Origin of the sequence: Tangfeifania diversioriginum, from assembly GCF_900141875.1 — a bacterium.
Taxonomy (GTDB): domain Bacteria; phylum Bacteroidota; class Bacteroidia; order Bacteroidales; family Prolixibacteraceae; genus Tangfeifania; species Tangfeifania diversioriginum.
Window position 1 is genome coordinate 12,137 of the sequence record NZ_FQZE01000005.1, and the last position, 14,968, is coordinate 27,104.

Below are 14,968 nucleotides of genomic sequence, written 5' to 3' on the forward strand. Positions count from 1 at the left end.
CATTAAAACGTATGGATAAATCATGTTCTTAATTACCTTTGCTGACACTATTTTTACCAGAAAAATCAGGCATTATGAGTGAAGTTTTAAATCAAGAAACAGCGTTTTCAATTGATTCTGTTCCTGAACCTAAAGACATTGAAAATGTAATATTTTCGCTGATGGTGAATCCAAACCTGTCGAGCATTAATTATTTCAACGACTTTAGTGAGGTGCCAATTTCTCCTGATGCCATTGGCGCAGGGGATAACGATGAAATCGGCCTTTTTGATCTCGATTCCAATGGGTCGGCACTGGCAATGAGTACTCATGCCTTTCATCACCACCTGCAAAACAACCCGCAAAAAGCTACTGAAATCTTAATTTCGCGGGCTACCCGCAAAATGTTATGTATGGGTGTTAAACCAGTGGCAATCAGTGCTTTTTTGTACCATATTAACTTTGCCGATCCTAATGGGCAAAATGTTGCTTCCGGCGCCAAAAAAGGCCTGGAAAACGCAGCACAAAAATTCAACCTGAAAATTTCGGATCGAAAAATCAGGTTCGACCATTTTTCAGGTCACGGCCCCGTTCCGGCAACAATTATTATCAGCATGATTGGTACAGTTGAAAACAGGGAAACAATTACCACTCACGCGCTTAAGAAAAAGGGCAGTAACATTTTTTTGATTGGGCACTCTGTGGATGATATCGGTTCTTCGGAATACCTGGAATTCTACCATGGAATTGCAGATTCACCCTTGCCTGCTTTCAACATAAATAATGAAATTCAGATACATAAAGCCCTGAAAGAGCTTCATCAGTTAAACTTACTTCAAAGCGCAAGCCCGATTGGTAAAGGAGGTTTATTTTTTACCCTGTTGAGGGCCGCGATTCCAAACGGACTGGGTTTTGATATTACCACTGCTGCCGAAACACGTTTGGATTCCTTTTTATTTGGCGAAGCTATGGGGAGAATTTGTGTGGAGATTGAATCTGATAAGGAAGATGAGTTTGTGGATATCATGTCCGAACAGAATATCCCGTTTTTCACACTCGGCCATGTCACAAAAGGCGAAATCCGCATTGACGATGAATCATTGGGATATATCGATAAAATGACATCTGGTTTATAGGAATTCGAAAATTATCATCTTTTGAAATTCTTTTTCAGAGAAGTGTAGTTGAAAGAATTTATCAAAAATTAATGTCAGCAGTTCCTTACAAAAATTCAGCGCTAAGCAAAAAAGGACAGGTGGAAGAAATGTTCGACAGCATTTCGCACCGTTACGATTTGCTGAACCATTTGCTGTCGGTGAATATTGACAAATTGTGGCGCAAAAAAGCAATTAAATTGCTTGCTCCGCATCATCCCGAGAAAATTCTTGATATTGCCACGGGCACTGCCGATTTTGCACTTGCTGCAACCCGGCTGAACCCCAAAAAAATTACAGGGATCGACCTGTCCGAAGGCATGCTGAAAATAGGCCGGCAGAAAATTGAAAAAAAAGGATTGACAGGAAGTATTGAATTATTGAAAGCCGATTCAGAAGCACTTCCTTTTGATGATGCCACTTTCGATGCCGCAGTTGTTGGCTTTGGCGTGCGTAATTTTGAAAACCTTGAAAAAGGGCTGTCAGAAATTCAGAGGGTACTGAAGCCCGGCGGAGTTTTCATCGTCCTTGAATTTTCGCGGCCGCGTAAGGCATTTTTCAAACAGCTGTACTTTTTTTATTTCAATAATATTTTACCAATGCTTGGCCGGCTGGTATCAAAAGACAACAGTGCTTACACTTATTTGCCGGAATCGGTGCGCGAATTTCCGGATGGTGACGATTTTGTTTCCATCCTGGAAAAAACCGGATACCACAAATGCAGCTGGCACCCTCAAACTTTTGGCATTGCCTCGATATATAAAGCTCAAAAACCCGAAAATTGAATTAAAATACAATAAAAAATCACTTTATTTGTTTCTGAATAAAATGGATTGATTTTAGCCAGGTGAGAAAAATTTTTACTGTCATATTTTTAGTGCTCATTGCCGGGAACCTACTTGCCCAAAAGCAGAAAGTGAACCACATGACAACTTTCGACGACAAGTTGCTTCATTTTGGATTTACCCTTGGAATGAACACGCTCGATTTTGGGATTGTGCATTACAACCCAATTGGCAGTAATCCCGATTTTACTACACCTCCGGCCAACACCTGGTATCCTGATGAAGAACGAATAACAGGGAATCATTTTGTAAGAGCTGATATTGAAGAAGTTATTCCAGGTTTTACCGTTGGAATCGTTTCCAGTTTGCGGCTTACCCGCGATTTGAACCTGCGCTTTTTGCCCGGGTTATCGTTTGGAGAACGGATTCTTACCTATAACCAGTTGGTTGTTGATTACACCACAAGCGGATTTTCAAACCGAACTTACGATTACTCCGTAAAATCCACTTTTCTCGATTTCCCTTTGCTGATAAAGTACAAAGCCCGGCGAATCAATAACGACAGGCCTTATGTTATATTTGGCGGAGCATACCGGCAGGACATTTCGCGCACTGGCGGAGAGGACTTGGTCAGGTTAACAAACGGAGGTTTTTATGCTGAAATTGGTGCAGGATGGGATCATTATTTCACATTTTTCCGGTTTTCAGTTGAAGCGAAAGTGAGTTTAGGGCTCAATAATCAGTTGGGAGATCCGCCTCAAGGCGATAATCAGAGAAAATATTACACGCATGCGTTTGAAAGTTTGCGTTCCAATATTTTCACCCTTTGTTTCCATTTTGAATAAGTTTATCAAAACGTTTTCCGCCTTTTAAACTCTGAACAAATAATGGCTGCTGTTGCGCCAACATTCAACGACTCAGGGCCATCGTTTTCATTGTGAAATCGGGGAATACTCAATTTTCGCTTAACTTTTGCTGCCAATTCAGGGCTTATTCCTTTCCCTTCATTTCCCAAAATAACTACTGCTTTTTCGGGAAGTTGTGTATTGTAAATGTTTTCACCGTCAATAAAAGTGCCCATTACCTCAGCTTGCGATTGCGTCGCAATTTCAGCCAGTTGAGCAAAGGGAGTGTAAATGGCTTTCACCCTGACGAAAGATCCCATTGATGCCTGGATTACTTTGGGGTTGAATATGTCGGCAGTGTCGGGTGAGCAATAAATTGTTTTTGCTCCAAACCAGTCGCATGTGCGCATGATTGTGCCTAAGTTTCCCGGGTCCTGAATGCCGTCCAAATAAAAAGTGAAAGTACCCAATTGGGCAGGAATAATATTATCTTTTGGCAAAGCGCAAAGAGCCAAACATTCCTGCGGACTTTTTAAATGGCTTGCTTTTTTTATTTCGTCGATTGAGGCTTCACCAACAATATCAGCTTTATTGATTCGTCCTGAATTGTTTTCCAGAAACTGTGCGGTTCCGAAAAGCTGGGTTACATGAAGCGAAGAATCGAGCACTTCCAGTACATTTTTTTCGCCTTCAACTAAAAACAGCTGATGCTTTTGCCTGTATTTTTTATGGGCAAGCGATTTAATGAGTTTTATTGTATTTTTGCTAATCATTTTTTTAATTATTCCTTGCAAAATAAATGTTTTAAAGTTACTGTTTCCATCTAAAACACTTCATTATTTTTGTGAGAAACAGACATGGTAAATTTAACTCGGTATTTTGAATAAGAGAAATCTGTCAAATAGTGCATTTGTGGGAAAAATAATTGCATTTGTAATTGCAATTTTTTTGTTCTCTTGCACTCCTGTGAAATTTGTTCCGCAGGATGAATATCTTTTAAATAAAGTAAATATTGAAGTTGAAAAATCAAACATCAATAAAGAAGAAGCCAAATCGCATATCCGGCAAAAGGAGAATTACAAAATCCTTGGGTTTGCCAAGTTTCACCTGTGGCTCTATAATTTATCTTCAAAGAAAAAAGAGGAAGATTGGTTGAAGCGTATTGGCGAGCCACCGGTTGTTTACGACGAGGCCCTGGTACTTGCCTCACAGGAGCGACTGAAGCAGTATTTAGGAAACAAGGGGTATTTTAGGGCCAGTGTTGACACCGAAGTTGAGTTTAAAGAAAACAAACGGAAAGCCAATGTAAAATATAAAATTAAAACCGGCGATCAGTACAAGATTAAGGCTCTGAATTACCACATTTCCGACTCCACGTTAAAAGCACATTTTTATAAAGATTCATCAGAAATATTGATTACGCCGGGAACCCCGTTTGATTTTAACAGGCTTGAAGAACAGCGGGAAGACATTGTGGATTTTTACCGGAACAAAGGCTATTTCTATTTTAATAAAGATGATGTGAGTTATATTGCTGACAGCAGCAGGTTTGAAAAAGAGATTGTTCTCGATTTGTTTATTGGGCAGGATTCATCGAAAAGTTATCAACCGCAGTATCTTAATGATTTTACCATTTCAGTATTGCCGGGGTCAGGGCCGGTAACTTCGGGAGTGGGTTCGGAAAGTAATTTTTCGGATACCACAAGGCTCGACAATCTCACGTTATACCAAAATTCTGAGCTTTTTTACCGTCCTTCTTTATTTGAAAACCTTTTGCAAATGGAAAGCGGCTCTTTGTATCGTTTGGATGATGCAAGGAGTACTTTTAATGCTTTTAACCGTTTGCGTCGGTTTCGTTTTATTGATGTTCAGTTTAACAAACCTGTTCATTTGCAGGACACCAATTTGTTAAATTGCAACATACGGTTGGCCCCTTTGAGCAAACAGGCAGTTTCGTTCGATATTGAAGGAACAAACACTTCGGGCAACCTGGGAGTGGCCGGAAATATTAATTACCGGCACAGAAACCTGTTCAGGGGTGCCGAACTTTTTCAGCTGAATTTTAAGGGGGCAATCGAACGTCAGCAGCGAGTGGTGGATGAGGTGTCTGAATATTTTAACACCCGCGAGCTGGGGGTAGAATCGAAGTTGACTTTTCCTAAACTAATCGGGCCAGGACAGGCAATTAATGCGTTTCGTGATGTATTGCCTCAAACCGTTGTAACACTTGGTTATAATTTTCAACGAAGGCCGGAATATACCCGAACAATTTCGAATGTGAAATTTGGGTACAACTGGAAAACATCGGAATACCTGGATCATACCTGGAACCTTGTTGACTTTAACCTTGTAAATCTTTACCAGTTCGATCCGGGCTTTATCAATTTCATTAAAGACCTGTACATTAAAAGTAGTTTTACCGACCATCTGATTATGGCAATGAACTATTCGCTGGTTTACAATACCCAACAATTGGGGACAAAGAAAAGCTACACTTATTTTCGGTTCAATGTGGAGTCGGCAGGAAATTTACTCGGATTGTATTCATCTGTCACCAACAGGACCAAAAATCAGGAAATTGACAGTTTGGGGGTAGTTTCATCAAGTTATTACAGGTTGCTGAGCACCCGTTTTGCCCAATACGTAAAATCTGATGTTGAATTCAGGTATGGTTATACAATTGATAAATACAACACAGTGGTTGGCCGTGCGTTTTTAGGGGCTGCCCTGCCGTACGGTAATTTTGATGTTTTGCCTTTCGAAAAGAAATATTTTACCGGTGGTGCCAATGGTATCAGAGCCTGGCAGGTGCGTTCCCTGGGGCCGGGCACTTATAATGCTCCTGAAGATGCTTACCCTAACCAGTCGGCTGATATTAAGCTGGAAGTGAATCTGGAGTACAGGTATAACCTCATAGGATTTTTAGAAGGGGCACTGTTTTTAGATGCCGGAAATATCTGGGCTATAAACAGTAAGGATAATCGACCCGGCGCACTGTTTAAACTGAACAGTTTTTACAGGCAGCTGGCTTTGGGAACCGGCACCGGGTTTCGTTTCGATTTTAACTATTTTATTTTTCGCGTCGATGTGGGAATGAAACTTCGTGATCCTTCCCAACCCACAGGCAATGGCTGGATTATAGGACACAGAAGATACACCAGCGACGATTTTAATCTCGCATTTGCAATAGGTTATCCATTCTGAAAAAAAAGAATTACTTTTTTATTTTCTGCTTTTGCAATGAATTATTTTTTTGCATTTTTAGCCCCGCTTTGCTTATTGAATGTAAGTAAACAGAGTAGAAATTATTTAATTAATTCCAGGGTAAAATGGCAGATCTTCCTTCTAATCGTGATTCATTTGGTTCAAAGTTTGGCGTTATTGCAGCCACTGCCGGTTCGGCAATAGGACTGGGAAATATTTGGCGATTCCCGTACGTTGCAGGTGAGAATGGCGGAGCTGCCTTTATAATTATGTACCTGGGGTTTATTGTAGCCATCGGTATTCCGGTGATGCTTTCTGAATTTACCATTGGGCGCAGTGCACAGAAAAATGCTTTTGGCTCATTCCGAAAACTGGCTCCCCGCCGGCCGTGGTATCTCATCGGTTTAATGGGAGTGGTTGCTGCGTTTATGATTTTAGCATTCTACACCGCCGTTGCAGGTTGGACGCTCGAATATATTTACCAGTCTGTAATTAATGGTTTTGCCAGCAAATCGCCCGAGCAACTCAGCGGAATGTACGATTCATTTATCGGAGGAACATGGCGGCCTTTACTGTGGTTTTTTGTTTTTATGGGATTAACTGCAGCAATAATAATGGCAGGCGTACAGAAAGGGATTGAAAAATACACCAAGATTTTAATGCCTGTTTTGTTGATACTGCTGCTGGCGCTGGTAATTCGTTCAGTGACTCTGCCGGGAGCCGAAAAAGGTATTGCCTTTTTATTCCAGCCCGATTTTAGTAAAATAACGCCTTCTACTGTGCTCGAAGCTTTAGGGCAGGCTTTTTTCTCCCTAAGCATTGGGATGGGAACTTTAATAACTTATAGTTCTTATATTCAAAAGAATGACAATTTGGGTACAACAGCTTTTTCTGTTGCTTTTGCCGATACTTTTATTGCCATAATGGCCGGCCTGGCCATTTTCCCTGCTGTATTTGCATTTGGTATTGAGCCCGGGTCAGGCGAAGGACTTGTTTATATTACCCTGCCTAATATTTTTCAGCAGATGCCGGGCGGATATTTCTTTTCTCTCATGTTCTTTGTTCTTCTCGGGGTTGCTGCACTCACATCAACAATTTCGGTTTTGGAGGTTATTGTTGCCTTTTTTGTTGAAGAACTTAACTTGAAACGAAAAGCAGCAACATGGCTGGCCACATCTTCGGTTTCTGTGCTGGGAATAATGTGTGTGCTTTCTTCAAGTTCGATGTCAGATTTTACTATTTTCGGGTTTACCGTTTTCGGGCTGATGGACTTTGCTTCGGCAAATATCCTGTTGCCTTTAGGAGGTTTGTTTATAGTTCTGTTTGTAGCCTGGTTCCTGGGACGCGATAAAGTCAAAATCGAATTGTCGAATAATGGCTCATTAAAAGCAGGATACATTCCCCTGTTCATGTTCATCATTAAATTTATTGCACCGTTGGCCATTGCATTCATCTTTTTACAGGGGGTTGGGCTAATCAATTTTTAAGGTTTGGATTTTCTTTTTGAACCTGTTTTTTTATAACCGTTTTTGCATTTAAGCTACAAAAGTTATAACTTGAGTAGGCTTGTTAATTTTTTCATCCCATTAATGCAAAAATGGAGAAACCCTTTCGGCAATTGGTAAAAGAATATTTTCGTTTTTCAAAAAGCGACAGAAGCGGAATTATAGTTTTGGTGGTTATTATTTTGTTGTTGATTTCGGGAATAATTATTGTCAGTAATTTTAACCTGAAGGCTGACTATGATTTTTCCGAATTTAAAGAAGCCCTTGAAGAATGGGAACGCACGAAAAAACGTGAATTGGATTCAAAAAGACTTTTTACATTTAATCCCAATACTATAACGAAAGAACAGCTCGACTCACTTTCCATTCCTGAATTTGTGAAAAATAATTTGCTGAGCTACCGATCGGCCGGCGGAAAATTTGAATCCCCAACAGATTTGGCCAAAATATATGGAATGAATGACAGCATTTTCAAGCTCATAGAAAAATTTATAGTAATCCCGGAAAGTGTTCCCCGTGAGGAGCAACCTAAACCAGCCGATACCCGGGAATTACCAAAGTCTTATACCGGAACATTCGACCCCAATTCAGCCGACTCAATCACTTTGTCCGAATTTGGGTTCAACAACTTTCAGGCCTCCAACCTGATAAGTTACCGCAAAAGCGGCGGCTTTTTTTCTACGTCTGAGGATGTCTTGAAAATTTATGGAGTTGACTCCGCTTTCTTCAACATCATTAAGGAAAATATACAGATTAAAACTGTCCCCAAAAATGATTTTACTAAAAATGAAGAAAAAACAGTTCGCGTCATAAAAGTTGAATTGAATTCTGCCGGTAAAGCCGAACTGATGCAGTTACCCGGAGTAGGGGAAGTGTTTGCCGAACGGATTTTGAAATACCGTGATTTGCTTGGTGGCTTTTACAAAAAAGAACAACTGCTTGAAGTTTATAACTTTCCGGAGGAAACCTACAGCAATATTGCTGATAATATTGTGGCCGATTCGTCCAGGATTAAAAAAATACGTGTGAACTTTGCAGAATATTCTGATTTATTGCGGCATCCATATTTTGAGAATGAACATGTTGAAGCATTGCTCGATTATCGTGAAAAAAATGGCCCTTTTAGATCATTTGACCAGCTAATTCAAAGTTTGCCAGGTGACTCCGTTGTTTTCGATGCGGTAAAAGTTTACATCAGCTGTCGTTAAAAAAGATTAAATCAATAAACCATTTAGGTTTTATTATTTTTTTCCATTAAATTTGAATTAGTAGGAATAATTTCTAAATTTGCGCCTCAATTTTTAAAAAAAGGAGTAGAAAAATGATTGTTATTCCGGTAAAAGAAGGCGAAAACATTGAAAGGGCCTTAAAAAGATTTAAGCGCAAATTTGAAAAGACGGGAGTCGTAAAAGAACTACGTGACCGTCAGAAGTATACAAAACCTTCGGAAAGAAGAAGGGAAGAGTTAAAGAAAGCTGCTTATATAGAGAATTTGCAACGTCAGGAAGACTAAAATAGTAGTGGTTCCTGATATTAGTGCAGAAGATTAATGGAGTATCAGGAATCGTTTATCAACTATTTGAGGTATGAGAAGAGGACATCCCCTCATACCGTGGTGGCTTACAAAAAAGACCTCGATCAATTTGTGTGTTTTATCACCGAAATGGTCGGGGAATTTGATGTTAATAAGGTCGATTCAAAACTTGTCCGCACGTGGATAGTGAGCTTGATGGAGAAACAATTGTCACCCCGTTCGGTTAACAGAAAAGTTTCCACCGTTAAGGCTTTCTTTCGCTTCCTGATGAAAGAAAAAATAGTTGAAACCAATCCCGCAGTTAATCTCCCGCTGCCAAAGGTTAGAAAAAAATTACCCGGTTTTGTTGAAGAAGAAAGCCTGCATCATTTGCTTGACGATGGGTTTTTCCCGGGCGACTTCAGGGGCGTGCGCGATAAACTGATAGTAGCCCTGCTTTATGCAACTGGAATTCGACTGGCAGAATTAATGCAACTCAAAGGTTCCAGCTTTGATACGAAGAATTATCTTATAAAGGTGCTGGGAAAAAGACAAAAAGAAAGAATAATTCCCTACCCAAGAGAAATGAACAATTTGCTGTTCGAATACCTTGAAATAAGAAACAGGGAAATTGGTTATTTCCCGGATATTTTATTGGTTACTGAAAAAGGAAAGCCCGTTTACGAAAAACTAATTTACAGAGTGGTGAAAAAAAGTTTGGAATATGTGACATCATTTGAGCAAAAAAGCCCTCATGTTATACGTCATTCGTATGCAACGCACCTGTTAAACAAAGGTGCCGACCTGAATGCCGTTAAAGAACTTTTGGGGCATTCAAGTTTGGCTGCCACTCAGATTTATACGCATACTACATTTGAGAAATTGCATGATATTTACAAACAAGCCCATCCAAGGGGCTAAAAAAGTGTTACTATGGAAATAATTATTAATTCAGTACATTTTACAACTGATAAAAAGTTGGATGAGTTCGTTAATAAAAAAGTTGGAAAACTCGACACCTTCTTCGATGGTATTATTAACGCTGAGGTAACATTAAAAGTCCTTAAACCCGAAGCCGCCGGGAATAAAATTTCTGAGATAAAACTCTCAATCCCGGCCAATGGTTACTTATTTGCAAAGAAACAGGCAGATACATTTGAAGAAGCAACCGATTTGGCTGTTGATGCAATTCGGAAACAATTGACTAAATATAAAGAAAAACTTAAAAACCAATAATATTTAATTTTTTGGTTGTCGTTTTTTAGATTTTTAAAATAATATTTTTACATTTGCACACCCATTTTAGGGGCGTTCCAGAAACAGCTGAATTTAAAGTAGTTTGATGGTTTTGGCAATATTTCAGGTTGAAATATTTTAAAAAATCTGAACAAAAAATACATTGAGATTCAGTAAGACAAAATTTTGTCATTCTGTTTTTGTAAAATTTTGTACTTTTGCACCGCGTTTTTACCGGGATGCAATTTGCGGGAGTAGCTCAGTTGATAGAGCATTAGCCTTCCAAGCTAAGGGTCGCGGGTTTGAATCCCGTCTCCCGCTCAAAAATATGAGATTGAAGTTTTAAGTAGAGTACTTTTAACTTCTTTCTCTTTGTGTATTTAAGCCGGAGTAGCTCAGGGGTAGAGCGCATCCTTGGTAAGGATGAGGTCACGAGTTCAATTCTCGTCTTCGGCTCAATTAATTTAGATAATAATTAAAATTTTGGAGTTATGGCTAAAGAAACATTTAAAAGGGACAAAGATCATGTCAATATAGGGACTGTAGGTCACGTTGACCATGGTAAAACTACCCTTACTGCTGCTATTACAATGGTATTGGCCAAAAAAGGCCTTTCCGAAATCAAATCATTTGATTCAATTGATAATGCACCCGAAGAAAAAGAAAGGGGTATTACAATTAACACAGCTCACGTAGAGTATCAAACTGAAAAACGTCACTACGCTCACGTTGACTGTCCCGGTCACGCCGACTATGTGAAAAACATGGTAACTGGTGCTGCCCAGATGGACGGTGCAATTATAGTTGTGGCTGCTACCGACGGACCTATGCCGCAAACACGTGAGCATATCCTTTTGGCACGCCAGGTAAACGTACCGAAAGTAGTTGTTTTCATGAACAAAGTGGACATGGTTGACGACGAAGAACTGCTGGAACTTGTTGAAATGGAAATTCGTGAATTGCTCGAATTTTACGAATACGATGGAGACAATACTCCGGTTATTAAGGGCTCAGCACTTGGTGCACTCAACGGTGAAGCAGAATGGGAAGACAAAATTATGGAACTGATGGATGCAGTTGATAACTGGATTCCACTTCCTGAGCGTGAAATTGATAAACCGTTCCTGATGCCTGTTGAAGATGTATTCTCAATCACAGGCCGAGGAACAGTTGCCACAGGTCGTATCGAAACAGGAGTTGTTCACACAGGTGACGAACTTCAGTTGATTGGCCTTGGAGCAGAAGGACGCAAAACAGTATGTACTGGTGTTGAAATGTTCCGCAAAATTCTTGACGACGGACAGGCTGGTGACAATGTAGGTTTGTTGTTGCGTGGTGTTGATAAAAAAGAAATCAAACGTGGACAGATTTTGGCAAAACCTGGTTCAATCACTCCTCATACCAAATTCAAAGCTGAGGTGTATGTATTGAAAAAAGAAGAAGGTGGACGTCATACTCCATTCCATAACAAATACCGCCCACAGTTCTACCTGCGTACACTTGACGTAACCGGCGAAATTCACTTGCCCGAGGGGCGTGAAATGGTTATGCCTGGTGATAACGTTTCAATTGAGGTGGATCTGATTTACCCGGTAGCACTGAACATTGGTTTGCGTTTTGCAATCCGCGAAGGTGGCCGCACAGTTGGTGCTGGTCAGGTTACCGAAATATTGGAATAATCTGTTACAATCGCAGAGATAAAAAATAATAGTCCCGGGCAGTTATAGCCCGGGATTGTTCACGGAAGAAACTCATTCTGTTGGGAGTGAAAAATGTTGTAAGTTCGAGTCTTACCTTCCGTACAAAAGACGAAGAGTATAATATGAAACTAAAAATATACTTGCAAGAGGCCTACAATGAACTCATTCATAAAGTTACATGGCCTACTTGGAAAGAGCTGCAAAACAGCGCATTGGTTGTAATGGTTGCTTCCTTTATTATATCACTCTTGATATTCGTTATGGATCTGTCATTCAGAAACATAATGGATTTTATTTATGGATTATTTTATTAATAGAAACCTGTAGGTCAAAATGAGCGAGAATACAAAAAAATGGTATGTTCTTCGAGCTATTGGTGGTAAGGAGAAAAAAGTAAAAGAATATATCGATAACGAAATCGCTAATGGAGATCTGAAGGGTTTTGTTGAACAGGTTTTAATACCAACTGAAAAGGTTTATCAAATCCGGAATGGGAAAAAAGTCAGCAAAGAGCGAAACTTTTTCCCGGGATACGTTCTCATCGAAGCTTCGTTAGTGGGTGAAGTTACACACCTGCTTAGAAATATTCCCAATGTAATTGGATTTCTTGGTGACACCAAAGGTGGAGATCCGGTTCCTATGAGGCAAAACGAAGTGAACAGAATTCTCGGACGAGTTGATGAACTTGCCGAAACGGGTGAGGAGCTGAATATTCCTTTTGTTGTTGGAGAAACCGTAAAAGTTATCGACGGACCATTCAACGGCTTTAACGGAACCATTGAAGAAATCAATGAAGAGAAGAAAAAGCTGCAGGTAATGGTGAAGATTTTTGGACGTAAAACGCCTTTGGAACTTAGCTTTATGCAAGTGGAGAAGGAATAGTAACGCATTATTAATTTTATTATGGCGAAAGAAGTTGCTGGATTAATTAAATTACAGATTAAAGGTGGAGCGGCAAACCCGTCACCACCGGTGGGACCAGCATTAGGTGCCAAGGGAGTTAATATAATGCAGTTTTGTAAACAGTTTAATGGTCGTACACAAGACCAGGCCGGTAAATTACTTCCGGTAATTATCACTGTTTACAGCGATAAATCATTTGATTTCATTATAAAACAACCTCCCGTAGCTGTACAATTGCTCGAATCAGCAAAAATCAAAAAAGGTTCTCCGGAACCTCATGTCAACAAAGTAGCTGCCGTAACCTGGGAACAGGTTCGCGATGTAGCAGAAGGAAAAATGGCTGACTTGAATTGTTTTACTGTTGAATCGGCAATGAAAATGGTAGCTGGAACTGCCAGAAGTATGGGAATTACCGTAAAAGGTAAAGCCCCATTCAAAAATTAAATTAAATCTTTTTAAGATGGGCAGAATTACGAAGAATAAAAAAGCTTCTCTTGATAAACTCGACAGATCGAAAACTTACGCGATTGACGAAGCGTCTAAACTGGTAAAGGAAATTACATTTACCAAATTCGATGCTTCAGTTGATTTGGACATTCGGTTGGGAGTTGACCCAAGAAAAGCTAACCAGATGGTTAGAGGCGTAGTTTCGTTACCCCATGGAACTGGAAAAGAGATTAAAGTGCTGGCTTTGGTGACCCCCGATAAAGAGGAGGAAGCCAAACAAGCAGGTGCTGATTATGTTGGTTTAGATGATTATATCGATAAAATCAAAGAAGGCTGGACGGATGTTGACGTGGTAATTACCATGCCCCCGGTTATGGGGAAAGTTGGCCAGCTGGGACGTGTATTAGGCCCACGCGGTTTAATGCCTAACCCCAAAAGTGGTACAGTAACAATGGATATTGGTAAAGCTGTGTCAGAAGTTAAACAGGGAAAAATTGATTTTAAAGTCGATAAATTTGGTATTGTGCACACTACAATTGGTAAAGTTTCCTTTTCTCCGGAAAAGATTAAAGAAAACGCCATTGAGTTCATCAGTACCATTAACAAATTAAAACCAACAGCAGCAAAAGGTACTTATATCAGAAGTATTTTTCTCTCCAGTACTATGAGCCCTGGTATTAAAGTTGAACCCAAGTCAGTTGTGACTATAAAAGCGGAGTAAAAATGAAACGTACAGAAAAAGAAGTAATTATCAATGACCTGCAAGAGCAGATCAACACGTACAGCCATTTTTACTTAACTGACATTAGTGGTCTGAATGCTGAAGATACCAGTAATTTGAGGAGACTATGTTTTAAACAAGAAGTAAAACTGGTTGTTGCAAAAAACACACTACTTCGTAAAGCACTCGAAAATTCTGAGAAAAACGCAGAAGAGCTTTACGACGCGCTTAGTGGAAACACCACAGTAATGTTCACTGAAACCGGGAATGCTCCTGCAAAACTGATTAAAGATTTCAGAAAAAAGCACGACAAGCCACTGCTCAAAGCAGCATTTGTCGAGGAGTCAATTTATCTCGGCGAAAATCAACTCGACGCTCTCGTTTCTGTGAAGTCGAAAGACGAACTTATTGCCGATGTGGTTTCCTTATTACAGTCACCAATGAAAACAGTGCTTTCGCAACTGCAATCAGGTGGTGATACAATACACGGTGTTCTTGAAACACTGAAAGAAAAAGAATAGTTTTTTAGAAATAAATTTTATAAAGTAAATAAAAATGGCAGATTTAAAACAACTTGCAGAAGAGTTAGTAAACTTGACTGTTAAAGAGGTTAACGAATTAGCTGATATCCTTAAAGAGGAGTACGGAATTGAGCCAGCCGCAGCAGCAGTTGCAGTTGCAGGCCCGGCAGCAGGTGGTGGAGAAGGCGAAGCCGCTGAAGAACAAACCGAATTTGATGTTGTATTGAAAGCAGCTGGTCAGTCAAAATTAGCAGTAGTTAAGCTCGTGAAAGAATTAACTGGTCTTGGCCTCAAAGAAGCCAAAGCAGTTGTTGATGAAGCTCCAAAAGCAATTAAAGAAAAAGTTTCCAAAGATGAGGCAGAAGCCCTTAAGAGTCAGTTGGAAGAAGCAGGAGCCGAAGTTGAAGTTAAATAATTCGCAATCAGACCTTTTAAAAGAGGTTGTATGGTTTAGA

General features: G+C 39.9%; 17 protein-coding genes and 2 tRNA genes. 18 read left to right on the forward strand and 1 reads right to left on the reverse strand.

Going from position 1 to position 14,968, the window contains the following annotated elements:
* Window positions 1-74 precede the first annotated feature (74 nt).
* The 3 genes from BUC07_RS04365 (at window position 75) to porT (ending at window position 2,763) form a co-directional block, all read left to right on the forward strand.
* A complete protein-coding gene (locus tag BUC07_RS04365) occupies window positions 75-1,115 on the forward strand; it encodes an AIR synthase-related protein (RefSeq protein WP_073166119.1) in 1,041 nt (346 codons plus the stop codon).
* Window positions 1,116-1,186: 71 nt separating this feature from the next.
* Complete coding sequence (ubiE, locus tag BUC07_RS04370) at window positions 1,187-1,918, forward strand: bifunctional demethylmenaquinone methyltransferase/2-methoxy-6-polyprenyl-1,4-benzoquinol methylase UbiE (RefSeq protein ID WP_073166122.1); 732 nt, start codon at window positions 1,187-1,189, stop codon at window positions 1,916-1,918.
* 62 nt (window positions 1,919-1,980) lie between these two features.
* Complete coding sequence (gene porT, locus BUC07_RS04375) at window positions 1,981-2,763, forward strand: type IX secretion/gliding motility protein PorT/SprT (RefSeq protein WP_139279466.1); 783 nt, start codon at window positions 1,981-1,983, stop codon at window positions 2,761-2,763.
* Window positions 2,764-2,768: 5 nt separating this feature from the next.
* Here the strand turns inward: porT and BUC07_RS04380 are convergent, their stop codons facing one another.
* Complete coding sequence (locus tag BUC07_RS04380; RefSeq protein WP_073166128.1) at window positions 2,769-3,536, reverse strand: RNA methyltransferase; 768 nt, start codon at window positions 3,534-3,536, stop codon at window positions 2,769-2,771.
* Window positions 3,537-3,675: 139 nt separating this feature from the next.
* Here BUC07_RS04380 and tamL point away from each other — a divergent pair, with 139 nt between their 5' ends.
* From tamL to rplL, 15 genes are all read left to right on the forward strand, one after another.
* Complete coding sequence (gene tamL, locus BUC07_RS04385) at window positions 3,676-5,967, forward strand: translocation and assembly module lipoprotein TamL (protein WP_139279467.1); 2,292 nt, start codon at window positions 3,676-3,678, stop codon at window positions 5,965-5,967.
* 125 nt (window positions 5,968-6,092) lie between these two features.
* The gene (locus BUC07_RS04390) at window positions 6,093-7,454 is read left to right on the forward strand and encodes a sodium-dependent transporter (RefSeq protein WP_073166131.1); all 1,362 of its coding nucleotides are present in this window, start codon (window positions 6,093-6,095) and stop codon (window positions 7,452-7,454) included.
* Between the two features lie 110 nt (window positions 7,455-7,564).
* Complete coding sequence (locus tag BUC07_RS04395; RefSeq protein WP_073166134.1) at window positions 7,565-8,680, forward strand: helix-hairpin-helix domain-containing protein; 1,116 nt, start codon at window positions 7,565-7,567, stop codon at window positions 8,678-8,680.
* A gap of 113 nt (window positions 8,681-8,793) precedes the next feature.
* A complete protein-coding gene (rpsU, locus tag BUC07_RS04400; RefSeq protein ID WP_073166136.1) occupies window positions 8,794-8,985 on the forward strand; it encodes a 30S ribosomal protein S21 in 192 nt (63 codons plus the stop codon).
* 36 nt (window positions 8,986-9,021) lie between these two features.
* Window positions 9,022-9,906 (forward strand): tyrosine-type recombinase/integrase, encoded by an 885-nt coding sequence (locus BUC07_RS04405; RefSeq protein ID WP_073166138.1) that lies wholly within the window; start codon window positions 9,022-9,024, stop codon window positions 9,904-9,906.
* 12 nt (window positions 9,907-9,918) lie between these two features.
* Complete coding sequence (gene hpf / locus BUC07_RS04410; protein ID WP_073166141.1) at window positions 9,919-10,221, forward strand: ribosome hibernation-promoting factor, HPF/YfiA family; 303 nt, start codon at window positions 9,919-9,921, stop codon at window positions 10,219-10,221.
* A gap of 248 nt (window positions 10,222-10,469) precedes the next feature.
* Window positions 10,470-10,542: transfer RNA gene (locus BUC07_RS04415), tRNA-Gly, on the forward strand.
* A gap of 63 nt (window positions 10,543-10,605) precedes the next feature.
* Window positions 10,606-10,677, forward strand: a tRNA-Thr gene (locus BUC07_RS04420).
* A 35-nt stretch (window positions 10,678-10,712) separates the two neighbouring features.
* Entirely contained in the window at window positions 10,713-11,900 is a 1,188-nt protein-coding gene (gene tuf, locus BUC07_RS04425) for an elongation factor Tu (RefSeq protein ID WP_073166143.1), read from the forward strand.
* Between the two features lie 143 nt (window positions 11,901-12,043).
* On the forward strand, window positions 12,044-12,235 hold the full coding sequence (gene secE / locus BUC07_RS04430) for a preprotein translocase subunit SecE (RefSeq protein ID WP_073166605.1): 192 nt from the start codon (window positions 12,044-12,046) through the stop codon (window positions 12,233-12,235).
* A gap of 19 nt (window positions 12,236-12,254) precedes the next feature.
* The gene (gene nusG, locus BUC07_RS04435; protein ID WP_073166146.1) at window positions 12,255-12,803 is read left to right on the forward strand and encodes a transcription termination/antitermination protein NusG; all 549 of its coding nucleotides are present in this window, start codon (window positions 12,255-12,257) and stop codon (window positions 12,801-12,803) included.
* A gap of 21 nt (window positions 12,804-12,824) precedes the next feature.
* Window positions 12,825-13,268, forward strand: a complete 444-nt coding sequence (gene rplK / locus BUC07_RS04440) for a 50S ribosomal protein L11 (RefSeq protein ID WP_073166148.1) — start codon at window positions 12,825-12,827, stop codon at window positions 13,266-13,268.
* Between the two features lie 16 nt (window positions 13,269-13,284).
* Window positions 13,285-13,992, forward strand: coding sequence for a 50S ribosomal protein L1 (gene rplA, locus BUC07_RS04445; RefSeq protein WP_073166151.1), 708 nt, complete (start codon window positions 13,285-13,287; stop codon window positions 13,990-13,992).
* 2 nt (window positions 13,993-13,994) lie between these two features.
* The gene (rplJ, locus tag BUC07_RS04450) at window positions 13,995-14,513 is read left to right on the forward strand and encodes a 50S ribosomal protein L10 (protein WP_073166154.1); all 519 of its coding nucleotides are present in this window, start codon (window positions 13,995-13,997) and stop codon (window positions 14,511-14,513) included.
* A 34-nt stretch (window positions 14,514-14,547) separates the two neighbouring features.
* Window positions 14,548-14,928: a 50S ribosomal protein L7/L12 gene (gene rplL, locus BUC07_RS04455; protein WP_073166157.1), complete on the forward strand. Its 381-nt coding sequence runs from the start codon at window positions 14,548-14,550 to the stop codon at window positions 14,926-14,928.
* Window positions 14,929-14,968: the final 40 nt, after the last annotated feature.

What these genes read in the sequence shown, in the direction of transcription:
- BUC07_RS04365 (WP_073166119.1), top strand. Translation starts at nt 75, where the DNA reads ATGAGTGAAGTTTTAAATCAAGAAACAGCGTTTTCAATTGATTCTGTT.
- ubiE (WP_073166122.1), top strand. Translation starts at nt 1,187, where the DNA reads ATGTCAGCAGTTCCTTACAAAAATTCAGCGCTAAGCAAAAAAGGACAG.
- BUC07_RS04380 (WP_073166128.1), bottom strand. Translation starts at nt 3,536, where the DNA reads ATGATTAGCAAAAATACAATAAAACTCATTAAATCGCTTGCCCATAAA.
- BUC07_RS04390 (WP_073166131.1), top strand. Translation starts at nt 6,093, where the DNA reads ATGGCAGATCTTCCTTCTAATCGTGATTCATTTGGTTCAAAGTTTGGC.
- BUC07_RS04395 (WP_073166134.1), top strand. Translation starts at nt 7,565, where the DNA reads ATGGAGAAACCCTTTCGGCAATTGGTAAAAGAATATTTTCGTTTTTCA.
- rpsU (WP_073166136.1), top strand. Translation starts at nt 8,794, where the DNA reads ATGATTGTTATTCCGGTAAAAGAAGGCGAAAACATTGAAAGGGCCTTA.
- BUC07_RS04405 (WP_073166138.1), top strand. Translation starts at nt 9,022, where the DNA reads ATGGAGTATCAGGAATCGTTTATCAACTATTTGAGGTATGAGAAGAGG.
- hpf (WP_073166141.1), top strand. Translation starts at nt 9,919, where the DNA reads ATGGAAATAATTATTAATTCAGTACATTTTACAACTGATAAAAAGTTG.
- tuf (WP_073166143.1), top strand. Translation starts at nt 10,713, where the DNA reads ATGGCTAAAGAAACATTTAAAAGGGACAAAGATCATGTCAATATAGGG.
- secE (WP_073166605.1), top strand. Translation starts at nt 12,044, where the DNA reads ATGAAACTAAAAATATACTTGCAAGAGGCCTACAATGAACTCATTCAT.
- nusG (WP_073166146.1), top strand. Translation starts at nt 12,255, where the DNA reads ATGAGCGAGAATACAAAAAAATGGTATGTTCTTCGAGCTATTGGTGGT.
- rplK (WP_073166148.1), top strand. Translation starts at nt 12,825, where the DNA reads ATGGCGAAAGAAGTTGCTGGATTAATTAAATTACAGATTAAAGGTGGA.
- rplA (WP_073166151.1), top strand. Translation starts at nt 13,285, where the DNA reads ATGGGCAGAATTACGAAGAATAAAAAAGCTTCTCTTGATAAACTCGAC.
- rplJ (WP_073166154.1), top strand. Translation starts at nt 13,995, where the DNA reads ATGAAACGTACAGAAAAAGAAGTAATTATCAATGACCTGCAAGAGCAG.
- rplL (WP_073166157.1), top strand. Translation starts at nt 14,548, where the DNA reads ATGGCAGATTTAAAACAACTTGCAGAAGAGTTAGTAAACTTGACTGTT.